General features: G+C 50.7%; 15 protein-coding genes. 9 read left to right on the top strand and 6 right to left on the bottom strand.

Annotated elements, in window-relative coordinates:
- Nucleotides 1-45 precede the first annotated feature (45 nt).
- The 4 genes from C7W93_RS14550 (at nucleotide 46) to dapA (ending at nucleotide 2,967) form a co-directional block, all read left to right on the top strand.
- Complete coding sequence (locus tag C7W93_RS14550) at nucleotides 46-285, top strand: hypothetical protein (RefSeq protein ID WP_108440913.1); 240 nt, start codon at nucleotides 46-48, stop codon at nucleotides 283-285.
- A 171-nt stretch (nucleotides 286-456) separates the two neighbouring features.
- A complete protein-coding gene (locus C7W93_RS14545) occupies nucleotides 457-1,131 on the top strand; it encodes a response regulator (protein WP_161539941.1) in 675 nt (224 codons plus the stop codon).
- Between the two features lie 189 nt (nucleotides 1,132-1,320).
- The gene (locus tag C7W93_RS25120) at nucleotides 1,321-1,908 is read left to right on the top strand and encodes a hypothetical protein (protein WP_225869891.1); all 588 of its coding nucleotides are present in this window, start codon (nucleotides 1,321-1,323) and stop codon (nucleotides 1,906-1,908) included.
- A gap of 75 nt (nucleotides 1,909-1,983) precedes the next feature.
- Complete coding sequence (gene dapA / locus C7W93_RS14535) at nucleotides 1,984-2,967, top strand: 4-hydroxy-tetrahydrodipicolinate synthase (protein ID WP_108440911.1); 984 nt, start codon at nucleotides 1,984-1,986, stop codon at nucleotides 2,965-2,967.
- A 16-nt stretch (nucleotides 2,968-2,983) separates the two neighbouring features.
- Here dapA and C7W93_RS14530 read toward each other — a convergent pair whose 3' ends face one another.
- Complete coding sequence (locus tag C7W93_RS14530) at nucleotides 2,984-5,308, bottom strand: patatin-like phospholipase family protein (protein ID WP_108440910.1); 2,325 nt, start codon at nucleotides 5,306-5,308, stop codon at nucleotides 2,984-2,986.
- Nucleotides 5,309-5,548: 240 nt separating this feature from the next.
- Between C7W93_RS14530 and C7W93_RS14525 the strand changes: the two genes are divergently transcribed.
- A complete protein-coding gene (locus C7W93_RS14525) occupies nucleotides 5,549-6,166 on the top strand; it encodes a ParB-like protein (protein ID WP_108440909.1) in 618 nt (205 codons plus the stop codon).
- A gap of 3 nt (nucleotides 6,167-6,169) precedes the next feature.
- Complete coding sequence (locus C7W93_RS14520; RefSeq protein ID WP_108440908.1) at nucleotides 6,170-7,924, top strand: SulP family inorganic anion transporter; 1,755 nt, start codon at nucleotides 6,170-6,172, stop codon at nucleotides 7,922-7,924.
- A gap of 99 nt (nucleotides 7,925-8,023) precedes the next feature.
- Here the strand turns inward: C7W93_RS14520 and C7W93_RS14515 are convergent, their stop codons facing one another.
- The 4 genes from C7W93_RS14515 to C7W93_RS14500 form a co-directional block, all read right to left on the bottom strand.
- On the bottom strand, nucleotides 8,024-8,839 hold the full coding sequence (locus tag C7W93_RS14515; protein WP_161539940.1) for a PleD family two-component system response regulator: 816 nt from the start codon (nucleotides 8,837-8,839) through the stop codon (nucleotides 8,024-8,026).
- A gap of 192 nt (nucleotides 8,840-9,031) precedes the next feature.
- Complete coding sequence (locus tag C7W93_RS14510; RefSeq protein ID WP_161539939.1) at nucleotides 9,032-9,430, bottom strand: Hpt domain-containing protein; 399 nt, start codon at nucleotides 9,428-9,430, stop codon at nucleotides 9,032-9,034.
- A complete protein-coding gene (locus C7W93_RS14505) occupies nucleotides 9,427-9,840 on the bottom strand; it encodes a response regulator (RefSeq protein WP_108440905.1) in 414 nt (137 codons plus the stop codon). The genes C7W93_RS14510 and C7W93_RS14505 overlap by 4 nt, the downstream gene beginning before the upstream one ends.
- Entirely contained in the window at nucleotides 9,837-12,278 is a 2,442-nt protein-coding gene (locus C7W93_RS14500) for a sensor histidine kinase (protein ID WP_108440904.1), read from the bottom strand. Before C7W93_RS14500 ends, C7W93_RS14505 begins: the two co-directional genes overlap by 4 nt.
- A 34-nt stretch (nucleotides 12,279-12,312) precedes the next feature.
- On the opposite strand from C7W93_RS14500, the gene C7W93_RS24640 reads away from it, so the two are divergent.
- A complete protein-coding gene (locus C7W93_RS24640; protein ID WP_161539938.1) occupies nucleotides 12,313-12,594 on the top strand; it encodes a hypothetical protein in 282 nt (93 codons plus the stop codon).
- Between the two features lie 10 nt (nucleotides 12,595-12,604).
- Here C7W93_RS24640 and C7W93_RS14495 read toward each other — a convergent pair whose 3' ends face one another.
- On the bottom strand, nucleotides 12,605-13,090 hold the full coding sequence (locus C7W93_RS14495; RefSeq protein ID WP_370446461.1) for a CHRD domain-containing protein: 486 nt from the start codon (nucleotides 13,088-13,090) through the stop codon (nucleotides 12,605-12,607).
- A gap of 581 nt (nucleotides 13,091-13,671) precedes the next feature.
- On the opposite strand from C7W93_RS14495, the gene C7W93_RS14490 reads away from it, so the two are divergent.
- Together C7W93_RS14490 and C7W93_RS14485 are read left to right on the top strand one after the other, a co-directional pair.
- A complete protein-coding gene (locus C7W93_RS14490; RefSeq protein ID WP_108440903.1) occupies nucleotides 13,672-15,873 on the top strand; it encodes a TonB-dependent siderophore receptor in 2,202 nt (733 codons plus the stop codon).
- A 56-nt stretch (nucleotides 15,874-15,929) separates the two neighbouring features.
- Nucleotides 15,930-16,616 carry a Fe2+-dependent dioxygenase gene (locus C7W93_RS14485; RefSeq protein ID WP_108440902.1) on the top strand — a complete coding sequence of 229 codons (687 nt, stop codon included), beginning with the start codon at nucleotides 15,930-15,932 and terminating at the stop codon, nucleotides 16,614-16,616.
- Nucleotides 16,617-16,665 lie beyond the last annotated feature (49 nt).

Here is a 16,665-nt window from a genome sequence, read left to right as displayed (position 1 = left end):
ACCTGTAAAAGCGGGTGCGCCATTTTTTATTGAAGAAATTGTTTCATGCAAACCGCTTGTCAGCAGGGCGTTAGGCGTATTCTTCTTCGCACAGCTGACGTGGCAGCAGGTGTGGGTAGTGCCTGTTCCCGCGGTAAAATGATCAAAAAAGGTCAGATCGCAATGGTTATGACAGCGATGGTGAGTGCGGTGAATACGACTATAACGGCGATTCGAATGTCGGAATTTGGCACTAAGAAAAATCTGATTTTTTTTGTACTCTGCCGTGCTCGCTATTATCCGTGATACTTTATTTGTCCATTCAAAGTCAGTCGTTTTAGATCTATTTCGTCAATATGGCACCATTTTTAGTTGCCGTTTCCTCCCTTAACATTCATCGTATCGCCTGATAATCCTCTCCTTCAACGCTTATGTTAGTAAAAATGTTCCTTGATATGTATGCCGAGGAGGTGGTTTTTGACCATTAAAAATATAAGAATTTTGGTCGCCGACGATCATCCTGTTGTGGCGGTGGGCGTGACGCAACAACTGGATCGACATCCCGGATTCAGCGTTTGTTCTCCTGTTGCTAATTCGACCGAATTGTTTGCTCAGCTAAGTGTTATCGAGATCGACGTTTTGGTTACCGACTATTCCATGCCGGGTGGCGACTTTGGAGACGGCTTGACCATGCTTAAGCGTGTCCGTTATAAATATCCGCATATTTGTATCGTTGTATTTACTGGGCTTGATAGCCCCGGAATTATCGCGGCGCTTAACTTCAACGGGATTCATGCCATCGTCAATAAGGCCGATGCCATCAGCGAACTTATCCTCGCAATCGATCGCGCAGCGCGTGGCGATGGTTATCACGCAAAGTGCGTACGCGAGATAGAACGCGCATCCAGAGCCTTCTATCCGCAGGGCGTTTCCGCATTATCGCGACGCGAAGCTGAAGTGCTAAGACTGTATCTTGCTGGCAGCAGAGTGAGCGAAATCGCCGACGTACTCAAGCGCAGCGCCAAGACAATTTACAATCAAAAGCGCGCTGCGATGACAAAACTGCGGTGTAAAACCGATGCGGAGTTATTCAACCTTCAGGCTGCTGGCGGTATCACTCAACAAAAGTTGAATGAGGATGACAATACTTGACTGTAAAGGCCAAATTGTCAGCGTAGGCAGAATATTGCGCGCCCCGTATTGTTGGATTTTCAAGCAGAAAATACACATGATGGCAGTACGATTTTTACGTAAATTTTACATTGCACCGCATCATTTTTAGAGAATCTTTACGTCCGATCTATTAACCTGTATCCATGATAATCACGGAAGAGGTTAGAGATGGGCAAGCTGATGCAACGCCATTCGGAACAGAGTCATTCTTATTTTTCGTTACCGGCATATCTTCTCGGCGCACGAAATCCTGACCTGCATGCAGACTTAAATCAATCTGTATTAGCCAACGATGGTATTTCCTTGTCGGCATCTGAACGGCATCCGCAGTATTCAACACAGAACATCGCCATCAGTGGCAATCTTGCAGCATTTCCTGCAACGACCCTCACCTTCAAAAAGCCAAACTCGGTACCGAGTGCGATCTCTTCTCATGGGTCGCCATCCAAAATAAATAATGTTACACAAATGACCGCTGTGCGGCGTACCGAACCGCGGGATTTACCCCGCGGCAATGCGGAAGATCATCAGTGCATCATGCATTTAACTATTAGTGCGGATAGTGTGACGCAACTCCGCCACATCGTGATGGGTGCGTGTGGTGACGTGGTGGCGTTCATTCGCATTCAGCCGATTGCGCATGCATCGCGTATGAAAGTATGGCTTGGCTTGAGCAAGCCGGAAGTCGGCCGCATCATGGCGGCCGTCATGCAGAATTTGTCGGGTGCCGAATTCGGTCAGATCAGGCCATGGTAATGATTCCTGCTCAGAACTACGCGGCCATTGTGTTATGTGGTGTTCCGGCATCAATCTATTTTAAGTGAGGCAATCATGTCTATCTTTAAAGGAATCTGGGTTCCTCTCATTACCCCATTTACCCGCTCTTCGGAGCAGCAACTTGATCTGCCAGCGGCCCAGAGACTGGCTGTGCAGATGGTCGATGCGGGGGTGCACGGCTTGGTGGTCGGCGGCACGACTGGTGAAGCTGCGGCCTTGTCGGAAGACGAACAAGCTACGCTGCTAGCGGCGATTATCGAGGCGGTAGACGGTCGCTGTCCGATTACGATGGGAATTGGCGGCAGCGACACGCGAGCATTAGCGGCGCGGGTAAAACGGTTGGATGCCTATGAATTGTCGGGGTATCTGGTGTCAGCGCCAGCGTATGTGCGGCCGTCCCAAGTCGGCATTTTGCGGCATTTTCAGGCAATCGCCAATGAAACGCTACGGCCGATTATTATCTACAATATTCCGGCACGCACGGGCGTCAACATCAGTTTGCGGACGATAGAAGCACTAGCGCAGCATCCGCAATTTGCGGCAGTCAAAGAAAGCAGCGGCGATGTTTTACAACTGACAGAGTTGATCGAAAATACAAAATTGCAGGTTTTCTGCGGCGACGACACGCTGATGTTGACGACATTTTTGCTGGGCGGACACGGTGCAATTTCAGCGGCTGCGCATATTCGACCAGACTTGTTTGTCCAACTGTACACGCTGATGGAAACGGGCGAAGTTACGCAGGCCCGGGCCATTTTCGATCATCTGTTACCGTTGATTCGCATCTTGTTTTCAGAGCCGAACCCCGGTCCGGTAAAAGCCGCGCTGGCAATGCAGAATCTGATTCGTGAAGAGTTGCGCTTGCCGATGACGGTAATGTCATCCTCCGGACGGCGACGACTGGACATCGCCCTAGAGCGTGTGATGCAATTGCCTGCCTATCCACCGCGCCCCGCCTATCCTGCATTGGTGAGCGAGGGGTTTATGGGCACGATGGGAGAAAAACAGCCGGTGGAACGAAAAATGGCGTCGGCATAAGCGTCTTCATGGCAGACTAAAATACGCGTCCCAATTGCAGGTAGAGATTCCATACGCCTTCGGGGGCTAATGCAAAGCCGAAATACAACGGACCGATCAAGCTATTGCCGCCCAAAAACATGCTGGCGCTTTTCTTGTAAGGTCCTTTGTTAAATCGGTCGCGGGTCTGCCAGACGTCGCCCATTTCCAGGGATGTGCCGAGTACGGGATTGTTAAGTCCCGGCAGCTTTAGCTCTCGTAAATTATTCAGATAAGTCACGCGCCCGTATAGCAAATAGTTGCCCGTAAACTGGTCAGGCGAATAGGCCGACAAATGCTGGAAGCCGCCCAGCGTAAAGCCCAGACCGCCGCTGCTGATGCTGCCGTTGCCATTATTTGTGCCATACACGCCAGCACCTTCTAACGCCAGATTGACCGTGTGACGCCCCTGACTGATTGCCCATAAAGCCTTCACCTGCGCATCGTTATAGCGGTTTGCTGCACCGCCAAATGCGACGTTGGTAACGGCTGATAAATAATAGCCTTTACGTGGAAATAAGGCATCGTCGAGCTGATCGATGGTCAGCTGTGCCCGCGCTGTAGGTTGGCGCACGTGTTGTTTCTGAAACAGCGTGCCGTTTTCCAGCGGAATGTCATAAAAAGGATAGCCGCTGAGGTCGCGATAGTTGATCCCCGCCCGGAACTCGCCCAGACGCCCAATCGGAATGCCCAGATCGACGCCCACTGTCGTGCTATCGATGACATAAGACGTCAGTGGCGTGCTGTTTGCATTCGCACCGTCATCCGGATAAATATCCACGTGCCTGCGGCGGTATTCGGCATACGGCGCAATATACAGACCCAGTGTATTCCAGATAGGTTGGCGCAATTCCGTATGCCAGTCGATTTGCTTGTCGCCCATCACGATATCGTTGCGCCACTCCAAACCGCTTTGGGTCAGCCATGGAAAGCGATGGCCAATCTGAAGATTGAATCCACCGCGCCCATCAAAGCTATTCGAAACGCCAAAGCCGAACAGCAGAAATTGCGGTCCCCAGGTTTTTGTCTCAGCATCAACCTTTAAGACGTTACGGCCATCTTCAATCACCATTTCCTGCGTGACGCCTTTGAAATCGCCGTTAGTCGTGAGTCGGCTCAGGTCCTGATTGAGTGAACTGGAATCGTACCGGTCACCTTCACGTACGCCAAGCTGACGCTGTACCACGTCCGCAGGCACGCGTCCTTTGGTCGTAATTAAAATCTTATCGATACGCGTGTCGGGGGTCAGCGCATGGGTTACTTGTCTGGCGGCCAGATAGGCTTGCCATTGCGGCTCCGGCAACGCCAACGGCGCAAGTTCTGTGCGCATTTGCTCGGTCGCTTCGGCACCTGCATTGATCCCATCCTTACCCCGAGAAAAGTCGGTAAACGACAAATCGCCGAGTTCCGGCTCAATCAGGATATCGCCGTCTTTTAAGAGTGCTTTCTGTGCTTTGACGTTCTGGCGGATCAGAATGGTCACCATTTGTTGCGCAACCGCTGTCGGGGATTCGATGTCTGAAGGGTCTTGTAACGGCGTGGCAATATTGACCGCGATGATGATGTCGGCACCCATATCGCGCGCCAGTTGCACTGGTAAATTGCTGACCAGACCGCCATCGACCAGAGTGTGACCATCGATCCGAAACGGCGCGAACAGACCGGGGACTGCCATGCTGGCACGAATAGCACGCGGTAACGAGCCTTGTTTCAGCACCACTTCTTCACCGGTGCCCAGATCGGTCGCGATAGCGCGGAACGGCGTCGGTAACTGATCAAACGCGATATTGGCCGGCAATTGCGGGGTCCAGTTCTGCAACACGCTCAGCAGGTGATTTCCTTGCACCAGCCCGGTCGCCATTTTTAACTTGCCATCGCCATAACCGGCGGCTAAGCCAATCGGATATTGAAAGTTATCCTCGCGTTGCGACTGCGGCAGTTTGGCGCGATCATTGCGGTCGAAAGCGATATCGCTCAGATTAATCTCGGATAATTTCTTTTCCAGCGCATCCGCTGATAAGCCGCTGGCATACAGGCCGCCGACCACTGCGCCCATGCTGGTGGCAGCGATGTAATCGATCGGTATATGCCACTTTTCCAACACCTTTAGCACGCCGAGATGGGCATAACCGCGTGCGCCGCCGCCAGATAACACAAGTCCGATACGCGGCCGTTTTGTCGTCTCTGTAGCAGTCTTGGACACCTGGTTTTGGAGCGGTGCGCCATTCACGTCTGGCGCTAATATCGCGCACAACAAGACCGGCGTTGAAAGCAGCAGTGTGCGAAGGTTAAACGTCAGGCGGGGGAGGGCGGAGAGGCGCATAAGCGAAAGGGTGAATTTGATCTATGTGCATACTACATGAACCGCTTGTCAGGTTACGTTGCGGAAACTACATAGTGGCTGGCTTTAAGGCAAAAAAATAAGAATTTTCTGCGATAGGAGACAACGGAAGGCTTTATATTAGACAGCGTGGGCGACAGCATTCTGGCTTGGTATTGTCCGAATGTTTTTGCCCGTCGTAATACAGCGTCACGCTGTTAACCATCGATACAGGAACACACTATGCCAAGCGCGCATCCACAACTCGTCAGCGTCAAGCTGGAAAAGCTGCATCCTACCCAGATCACGGTGGGCAAGGAAGAAGTGGCGCTAAAACGTAGGGAATGGGAAAAGCTGAGTAAAAAAGCCCGCACGACGGCGCTATCGCAGCATTGGTTTCCGGCGATTTCCGGTCCTGGCGGCCTGCATTACATCGTTGATCATCATCATTTTGGGCTGGCATTGATTGAGGAGGAGGTCAAACTGGTCTCATTGCTGGTGCTTAAAGATCTCTCTTTTATCGAGCCCGCCCATTTCTGGACCGTCATGGATCACCATCAGTGGGTCCACCCCTACGATGCCAACGGCCTGCGTTGCAACTTTGATGCGATCCCGCGCCGTCTGGAACAATTACAAGATGATCCCTACCGCAGCCTTGCTGGAGAATTGCGGCGCGCCGGAGGGTACGCCAAAGATGTCACGCCTTTCAGCGAGTTTCTCTGGGCCGATTTTTTTCGCAGCAGGATAACGCGTGAGATGCTGGAACAGCACTTTACCAAGGCGATGGCCAAAGCGATGAAACTGGCTGGCAGTCAGGATGCCCGCTATTTACCGGGCTGGACCGGTGTCATTGCGAGCTGACCGATGGGCACCGTTAATGCACAACCGGTGAATCCTGGCGCCGATGGTCCCGCCGGTCAGCCGGATCAGGCCGCCCGTACCACTCTGCAAAACGACGGCAAACAAGAAAATCGCTGGCAGGATGTGATCGCAGGGCTATCGATTGCGGGCTTATTGCTGCCTGAAGCCGTCGCTTATTCGAGTATCGGCAATCTGCCGCCGCAAGCTGGCGTGATCGCCTTATTCGCCGGATTGCTGTGTTACGGCATACTCGGGACCAGCCGTTTTGCCATCGTGTCTGCGACCTCTTCTTCGGCCGCGGTAATGGCGGCGGCGACGGCATCGATCGCCGGCGGCAATCAGGGCTTGAGACTGACGCTGGCGATTGGTCTCGTATTGGTGTCGGGGGTGTTCTTTTTGCTGGCGGCATTGGCGCGCATGGGCAGTGTCACTGATTTCATCGCCAAGCCGGTACTGCGTGGTTTTGCCTTTGGTCTGGCGATTGTGATTATTCTGAAGCAGTGCGCCAGCGTAGTGGGAACCCAGCCTGCGCACAGCGATTTGCCGCGCTTCGTACCAGAATTACTCGCACAGATCGGCCACTGGAACTGGGTCGGTGTGGGTGTGGCGGCTGTCGCGTTGGTATTGTTGTTTATCTTTGCCCGCTTCAAACATTTCCCGGGTGGTCTGATCGTTATTGCCCTGGGGATCGGAGCAGGTAAATGGCTGAACTTAACGCAATACGGGGTAGGTCTGGTCGGGTCTATTCATCTGGAATTGGCTGCACCGACATTGCCGCTGCTATCGCGCGCGGAATGGTTGCGCATCGGCGAGCTAGCATTTGCGATGGTGATGATTTTGTATGCCGAGTCGTATGGTTCGATTCGCAGTTTTGCCATGAAACATGGTGATAATGTCGCGCCGAATCGCGATTTGATGGCTTTGGGCGCATCAAATTTGCTCTCTGGGTTATTTCATGGAATGCCGGTCGGGGCGGGATATTCTGCCACCTCGGCGAATGAAGCGGCGGGGGCCACCTCACGCCTGGCGGGATGGGTAGCGGCTTTGGTCGTGCTGGCGATTGTGTTGACATTATTGCCAAGTATCGCACTGACACCGCAACCGGTTTTGGCGGCGATTGTCATTCATGCTGTCAGTCACACGTTAAATCCAGCCTTATTCCGTTCTTATTTTGTCTGGCGTCGTGATCGGGTGGTAGTCATCTCAGCCGTGATTGGGGTCTTGCTGCTAGGGGTATTGGATGGTTTGTTAGCCGCCATCGGGATTAGTCTTTTATTAATGCTGCGCCAGTTTTCGGCATCTTCGATGCTGGTGTTGGGACGCCTCGGCCTGAGCCACGATTTTGTGGATATGGCGGCTTATCCGCAAGCCAAAGCGGTGCCGGGAATATTGATTCTGCGCCCGAATGAGCCGATTTTCTTTGCCAATGCCGAGCGGATTTTAAGTCAGGCCCGGCTTGGCATTAAGGCCGCCGGAACCCAAATTCATACCGTCATTATTAGTCTGGAAGAATCCCCGGATCTGGATAGTTCCAGCATCGAGGCGTTGCAAGATTTTTATCGTTTCGTCGCCGCCGACGGCAAGCGGTTATTGTTGGCGCGCCTGAAAGGACCAGTGGTTACGCTGCTGAAAAGTCTTGATCCGACGGTGGTGCCGCCTTTGTCGCTGAACGGCCTGAGCGTCGATGACACGGTACGCATGGCGCAGATTGATGCTGACGGGAGTGATACTGAAGTCGATGGCAAAGATTGCGTCTGAGCGGAGAACGATCGGGCGAAGGACGGCATAGACGTTGAACTGATTCGACTAGCGCCACGCCAGACCAACGCCTGTAATCGCTCGTACCGCTTCGTAGCTTTATCGCCCCGTCACATTCTGGATACATTCATACAGCGTTTGCCATTTGAATGGTTTGAAAATATAGCCGTCGGCATCGGATTTCAGACCCTGCATGACGTATTCGTCGGTAATCTGAGAGGTCACCATGATGACGGCGATATGCCGTAACGCGGGATGATTACGGATGTATTCCAATACATGAAAGCCATCTTTTCCTGGCAATCCTGGCAGCATTACATCCAGCAATACCAAGTTTGGAAGTGGACCATTTTCTGGCACCGCTAGTTGGTTCAGCGTGATAATGGAATCCGGAATGTTGGACGCGATCTGGACCTCGTAACCTTTGTGTTTTAACAGTGTTTCAAGCAAATGGCTCAGCGACTGGTCATCTTCCACCACCATTACGCGCAAGCTCTCTTTGCGGGTTTCGGTATTGATATCAAGGGTTTTATCGTTGTACGTATAAAAGCCTCTTTTTTCCAGAATGTTTGCCCCGCGCTTTGCATCAGCCCACGCTTGCACACTTTCTTCTGCCGATAACTCGGTAACTTCAATCGTTGGCAGCGCATGGGTGAAATTGTGCGCGCTATCGCCGCTCACTTCCATTGGCTGCTGATCGTTTTCCTGCGCATAGCGGACATCCCACGCCGTGTTCACAAACACCCGAATCAAGCCCAGATGCAGTAGCGATTCCAGCGTTGGTATCAGTTTTTTTCCGGTAGACGCGTCTAGCATGCCAAGTAGATCGCCGACACTTGCGGTGCCATTAATCATTGTCAGAACGCGGGCGTCGTCTCGCGACATATTTTTCGCGCCGCCTTTGAGCTCGTTCATGCCTTTGGAAGTCTTGCTGTAAATAACCCGGTTATCCATTGTTTATTACTTTTCTCTGTTTTACCAATTCACGCCAGTATATTGCGTCTATGCTGCTTTTGGTCGTGCGACAGCGTCAGACGGCGAGGTATATCAACAATTATATTTTCTCTACACAGCACCCACCGTCATGTGTCGTGCCATTGATTCTGATCACGCATCCTGCTGCTGCGGATTCGCTATCGTCATGACCGGCAAATGCGCTTCAAGTTCAGATAAACCCACACGAAGTTCTGTTAAGGCTGATTCAGACCAGACATCAGCTGCCATGGTGGCTGTCATTTTGTGCTCTAGCTGGCGCGCTTGCGCCCCCAATGTGTTAAAGCCAAAACTGCCTGCGCTGCCGCTTAAGGAATGCAGCAGATGAAATAGTTCGCTGACGGCTTCCTTTCTTTTTAGTGCATTGTCCAGATTGTCACGCACGTTTTGTAGTGCTGCGAACATTTGGGCGAATTTGGCCGGGAGCTTATCTGCGTAGTCGCGCCCTAAAGCTTGTATCAACAATGCTAATTCAGCATCCGGTCCAGTATTTTCTTCGGCATTTTCCATCATGGTTTTTGCTCCCATACTTGTCGAATTTGTTGTGCCAGCAACATAGGATCAAATGGTTTCGCGATGACGTCCAACGCTCCCAACACTTTGAAATGTGCGATTTCATGCGGCTGTGCTTTCGCGGTCATGAATATCGTTGGGGTGGTTGCCGTTTGCGGCAGTTTTCGCAAAGCCGCTAAAGTTGTGGGGCCATCCATGTTCGGCATCATGACGTCAAGCAGAATCAAATCTGGCTGTATGCCGTTTTCAATCGCCTGCAGCGCCTCGCGCCCGGAACTACAGAGGGTCACGCTGAAGCCGCCTATCGATTCCAACGCCATGGTGGCGATGCTCTGGATATCCAGATCATCTTCCACATACATAATTGATTCGAGTGCTGCTGCACTCTTTGTGGCCGTTGGAAAGGTCATATTTTTGTTTCTGCGCTGCTAAGCGTGTCGGTAATGTTGGAAATATTTGAAGCAGTTACTGCCAGGTCGGAGCCATCCACACCGCCAGCATTGAGCGGTATTGCTGCTGCAACGCATGGCAGGCAAACGAAAAATTCGGTCGGAAGGCCAGCTTCACTAAAAAAATCAATCTCGCCGCCATGTTGCTCAATCAGGCTTTTGCTAATACTCAGCCCTAATCCAGTGCCATCCTTTTTTCGGGAATCAGCGGAGTCGGCCATCGCAAATTTTTGAAAGATCCGATTGCGAAATTCTTTCGCAATCCCACATCCATGATCAATCACGGCAATGCGTACCCAATTTTCCCCCGCCTTGCTGTAGGAGTGTATCTCCATGGTGACGGTGCCTTCAATCGGCGAAAACTTGATCCCATTCGACAGCAGGTTGATCAGTACCTGAATTAACTTGTCACGATCTGCCGAAACATGAATTTTGTCATCTTCCGGCACGATTTTTAAGACTAACTTCACATTAAATGTCGCCGCATAGCCTTCGGTCGCATCAATTGCTTGCTGCGCTAATGGCAGCAACGCTTGATTTGCCATCTCAAAGCGCATTTTGCCGGACTCGATTTTGTCGATGTCCAGCATATCGTTAATCATGCGCACTAGTCGCGCACAATTTTTACTCGCAATTTCCAATAACGTTTTAGCCTGAGGCGGCAAATCCCCGGCGACGCCGCCGACCAGCAGACCGATAGAGCCGCGCAAGGAAGTAAGCGGGGTCCGCAGTTCGTGCGATACCGTGGAAATGAAATCATTTTTCATGGCTTCAATTTCTTTTCGGTCCGAGATGTCATGCAAGAACGCGCTAAAGAAATAAGTGTGGTTATCTTTGACCAGACCCAGCGTCATTTCGACCGGGAATTCGTTATTTTGGCGGTCAATCACGATCCGTTCCATGCGACGATTGAATAGCCCCATTTCGCTCGGTTGCGCGCTTTCGGCCACACTCTTGATCATCATATCGAGAATAGGCTTGAATCTGGATGGCACAATCGTGCTCGACATTTCTCGACCAAGCACTTCTTTTCGACTCCATCCAAACATTTTTTCAGCTTGCGAGTTCCAGTCAATAATGTTGCCATGTAAATCGACCCCGACAAACGCTTCTTGCGCAGTTTCGACGATGCTTTGAATGCGATTTTCGCTGGCGGTGATTTTGGCCAATGCCTGGGCAAGCTCTGCGGTGCGCTGCTCGACGCGTTTTTCAAGCGTCTGATTCAGGTTTCTTAACGCAGACTCTTTGCTCAGCAGATTGCTGACTAGCGCATTAAGCGAAGCGGTCAGTGTTTGCACCTCAAAATAAGTATTCTTAGGCGGTGCCACGTTGGCGATCTCGCCGTTCTGTATGCGTTGTGCCGATTTAGCCAGGGCACGCAGCGGAAGCGTAATGCGCTGCGCAGCGATAAGTACCAATAGCGAGAACAGCAGTGCGGCTGCAATACCACTCCAAAATACTTTTATCTGAATTTGCTTTAGCGGTAAGAATGCATCTGTTTCGCTCTGCCGGACCAGCACGCTCCAGCCTATGCCAGGATAAGATTGATAGCCCTTGCTGCCGCTGTAACCGACCAGATAGCTTTTGCCATCGGGCCATGTTTCAATGGAATAGTCTCCTTTACCGCCGACGGAAGATGCGATTTGCGCCCGTTTCAGGCTGGGTAAAGAAAGCGTTTTGCCTTTGATCTCGGCGGGTCCCAACAGTACTTTGCCAGCCTTGTCGACGATCATCGACTCGATATTATGTTGCTGATCAAGCGGCGTAATAATCGATTCCTGAATATCGTTAGCCCAGCGCCACGACAGATGCGCAGCCAGTACGCCAGCGATGCGGTTGGTTTTATCCCGATAGGGGAAGGCGATGTCGACAAACCGTATTGGTTCGTTAGAAAGCTTTTTCTCCTCGGGCAATAACCTGGCTAATAACGCGGCCTCATGCACGTCGCCGACGTGGATATCATTCAGCGCATTGTGAAACCAGGGCCGTGCCGAAACATCGTTGCCTTCCAGTATTTTTTTGGTTGAAACGACAACTTTTCCGGTCGTATCCGTCATCCCTATCCACGCATAGTAAGGATAGGTGTTCTGCAACGCTTCTAGCTGCAAGCGGTCGTGCGCCGGATTTTTTTTGAGATCGAAATCATCGCGCGTTGTCATCAACTGCACTTCCCGATAGCGTTCAAACATTCCGCGATCGAGTTTGTCCGAGGTCTGGGCTGCCAGTTCTGCCAGGCTATTACCGATGCGCGTTTTCACCGAGTCGGTTGCAGCGAGTTCGATCACGCCGACCAGAATGAACGTCAGCAAGACGGAAAGGGTAGTGAACACCAGCGCCAGATAGACGCCAACGCCACGTGTGAAAACAATATTTTTTAGTCTGGGAGAGATCAATGCCATAGCGTCTTAAGGCGCAAAAAAAGAGATCGGCTTTTTGCCGCTGTTTGTTGTTGTTGTTGTTGTTGTTGTTGTTGTTGTTGTTGTTGTTGTTGTTGTTGTTGTATTGCCCGGAATGCGTTCATGCCCGGTTTGCCAGCTTCAGAAGTCAGTAGCGTCTCTGATAGAACTGAAAAAGCGACGACGAAAGCATGAAACTGTTTATCGTCGTCGCGTTTCTCACACCGAAAAGTATCGCATCTGCGCTCTGCTTAATGTTGCTCCACGGCGGTTTTTCTACTATTTATTTATCTATCTTTATCTATCTATTAACGAATAATAAACGACGATTACTTCGTTAATTGCACCCGGATTTCTCCGCCGGGATGCGCTGCACTATGTACATTGACGTACAGATTGCCTGCTAAATAGCTGGCATATTGCGGGTCGGTCAACATCGCGCCCGCTGGCACCGACCAGACGTTATCGCCCGTTTTGCTCAGCGGCACAATCACAGGACCATTGACACCTGCTGCGCCGATATGGATATGGGCAGCTTTGCCATCGATCCCGGTCGTCGTTACATTGCCGCTGACAGACTTATCGGCAGCCACTGTAATGTTGGTAATTCCGCTAGCTGTGGAGTCATTTGCGGGTACTTCATGCGCGCCATCCAGTTTGGCCTGCATGCTGTGTCCCATCATTCCCATCATTCCCATCGTGGCTTTTGGCGCTGGTGGAGCGGACGCTGTTGATGCGCAACCAGTTATCACCAGTGTCATCAGCAGTGCAGAGGCGAACAAATATGGCCGTAGTGCTTTATGTTGGGTAAACATCGTGATTTCCTTTTCGGTTATTGGTTATTTGTAGCGTCGCGGGAAACTAGTGTAGTCCGTTTTTAACTTCCGTACTGTGGTGACAAAACAACTAATAACGGGGTGCCAATAAGATTTATTTAGCGCTTATTTAGGGTGCGTTGAGCGGTTTTAACCAGCCTGCTTTGTTACAAAGGAGGGGGTGTTATTCGCCGTTGCCATAGAAAATCCAATTTGCGCCCGCTTCATGCGATATGGTTATCAATAAAGTCACATACTCGCATGTTATTTATTGTGTAAACAATAAATATTTCATCACCGGGTTTCAATTGACAATAAGAATCATTCGTAATAAATTTCTGTTTAATTAAGTAAAAGCAGATATTTCTCCAGAATGTTCTGTCTCCAGAATTGCACCACAATTTGTCGAGAAGTTTTGCGCTGTTTTTGCTACTGCGTCTGTTTTATTGTTCTTTGTAATCTTAGTCAGCCAACTGGGTTTGATCCCGGCCAGCCAGCCAAATGCTATATCGCTATGCCGTAATTAACTCCCCATTTGCTTGCTCGTATCGGGCACACACTGACTAAACAAGGAAGAAGTAATGAACCGACGTCTCACGCCATTGGCCGCAGCTTTGCTGGCAGCCTTTGCTGCGCCTGTTGCCATGCAACAAACTGCTTATGCACAAACGGTGCAAGTCCCCGCAGCACAAACTACGCAAGCTGAAGCCTCATTGCCTGAAGTAACGGTCAAGAGTCAAACCGATAGCAAAGATTACAATCCGGGCGTCAGCACCGTAGGCGGCAAAGTCGCCACGCCGATTCGTGATATTCCGCAATCCGTCAACGTCATCACGCGCGCAGTTTTAGAAGCGCAGGGCGCGGCGTCGTTGCAAGAAGCTTTGCGTAACGTGCCAGGTATCACCATCGGCGGCGCTGAAGGTGGACAAATCGGTAATAACTTTAATTTACGCGGTTTTAGCGCCCGTACCGATATGTATCTGGACGGTTCACGCGATCGCGGCCAGTATTATCGCGATACTTATTACCTGGAATCGGTCGAAGTCCTGAAAGGCCCTTCATCGATGTTGTTTGGTCGCGGTTCAACTGGCGGCGTCATCAATCAGGTTAGCAAAGCCCCGTTTCTGGCAGATGCCAATCAGGTTACTGCTAGCGCGGACACCAACGGTGGTGTGCGCTCCACTGGCGACTTCAACCGCAAATTGTCCGATACCTCGGCATTTCGCGTAGAGATGATGGCGCAAGATGCCAAGACCAATCGTGACCAGATGAGCAATCAGGATTTCGGTGTCGCGCCGTCGTTGCGCTTCGGGATCGGTACGCCAACTGAAGTGACTTTGTCGGCTTTGATTTCGCATAACCACGACATGCCGGATTACGGTATTTCGGCGGTGAACGGTCATCCTGTGAACGTTCCGCGCAATACTTTTTACGGTCTCAATGATGATCGTACGATTCAGGATGTCGCCATCCTCAGCGCCCGCGTTCAGCACAAGATCAACGACAATCTGACGTTCCGCAATCAGACGCAGTACAGCGATTACAGAACCGATGCGCGTGAGACTGCGCCAAATAACGTCGGCACAATGAACGGTGGTGTATTTGCCGCATTGCCAACCGTTGCGCAGGGCAATCTTACCAATTTGCCGCTGAATCAGTTGTTTATCAAACTGGCTAGCCATGATCGTACGATTCATGATCAGTCGCTCGATAATCAAACCGATTTGATTGCTAAATTTGAGACAGGGTCGATCAAGCACACGCTGATTGTCGGAACTGAAATCAGTCATGATGAATACGATAATGCCGGTTATACCCGTAATAATTTGCCGATTGTCACGCTGATTAATCCGGTGTATCAATCGCAGCCAGCTAACGTCACCACGACGGTTGGCAATCACGTTACATCTAGCGCCAATGCTTTGGCAGCGTATTTCAACGACACCATTGAATTGAATAAGCAATGGAAATTGGTCGGTGGCCTGCGTTGGGATCGTTATCAAGCCGCGTTGAACAACAGTATCGCTACTGGTACGCCACCGTTCACGCGTGCGGATCAAACTGTGAATTTCACTAGCGTTCGTGCTGGCGTGATTTATCAGCCGACTAGCGCGCAGTCTTACTACGCGTCATATGGCACGTCGTTCAATCCTTCGCTGGAGCAATTGACGGTGACGTCGGGTCAGCAGGGCGTTGCGCCAGAGACTAACAAATCGTACGAAGTCGGCGCGAAATGGGATTTGTTTAATGGTGATTTGTCGCTGACTTCGGCGATATTTGATATCGAGAAAACGAATGCCCGTTCGTTGGTAACGACAGGTGTTTATCAACTTGATGGTGATGTACGTGTGACCGGGTTTGAGCTTGGTGCGAGCGGTTACATTAACCCGCAATGGCAAGTTCTTGCTGGCTATACGCATTTGAATCCAACTGTGATCAAGGCATCGGCGGCGGATGGTACACAAGGTAAAACGCTGGCTAATACGCCACGCGATAATTTGACTTTGTGGTCAACTTATAACCTGAGCAAAATATGGGAAGTTGGTGGCGGCGCGGTGTATATGTCTAGTCGTTTTGCTAGCAATACTGACGTTGTTTCTGCTGGCGGTTATACCCGTTTTGATGCGACGGTGGCTTTTCATCAGCCTAAGTATGATGTCCGTTTGAATCTGCTCAATCTGACGAATAAGTATTATATTGATGCGTTGATTCCTTCAGATGGCGGTCGTTCGGTTCCTGGCGTTGGACGTACTTTGCTGGCGACTGTGACTTATCGTTTCTAATTACTTTTAATTGTTTTTCGTTGTTTTTCGTTGTTTTTTATTAAGGCTGTTTTCCCATGCTGTTAACTATCCCCAACGTATTGAGTGCCGAGCAACTTTCTTTGGTGCGAGATAAGCTCAATGCTGCCGGGGATGCATGGGTTGACGGTCGTGCTACAGCTGGTCATCAGGGTGCGCAGGTTAAGCGTAATCTGCAAATTAATGAGCATGCGCCGGTTGCTATTGAGCTGGGTGATCTTATTTTGGCTGAGTTGGAACGGCATCCGCTTTTTATTAGCGCTACGCTGCCGCATCATGTTTATCCGCCTATGTTTAATTTGTATCAGGGGGGGATGGAGTTTGGTAGCCATGTGGATGGGGCGGTGCGGTTGGTGCCTGGGAGTCGAGCCAAAATACGTACGGATATTTCGGTGACGTTATTTCTGAGTGAGCCGGATTCTTATGATGGTGGTGAGTTGCTGGTGGAGGATACGTATGGGGTGCATACGGTTAAGCTTCCCGCTGGGCATATGATTGTTTATCCGGCTAGTAGTTTGCATCAGGTTAAACCGGTTACGCGGGGGACGCGGTTGGCTTCATTCTTTTGGGTGCAAAGTATGATTCGGGATGATGCGCAAAGGACTTTGTTGTTTGATTTGGATAGTGCGATTCAGAGGCTGAATCAAAGCGGGGGGGATGCTCATGCTTTGGTGCAGTTGACTGGGAGTTATCATAATTTGTTGCGGATGTGGACTGATATATAGGGTTTAGTTTGGCTTAGTTACATTAGTCTGTTTTATTTATTAGGGTTTG

It is taken from the genome of Glaciimonas sp. PCH181, assembly GCF_003056055.1.
GTDB lineage: Bacteria > Pseudomonadota > Gammaproteobacteria > Burkholderiales > Burkholderiaceae_D > Glaciimonas.
This window is presented reverse-complemented; position numbering and strand designations above follow the sequence as displayed.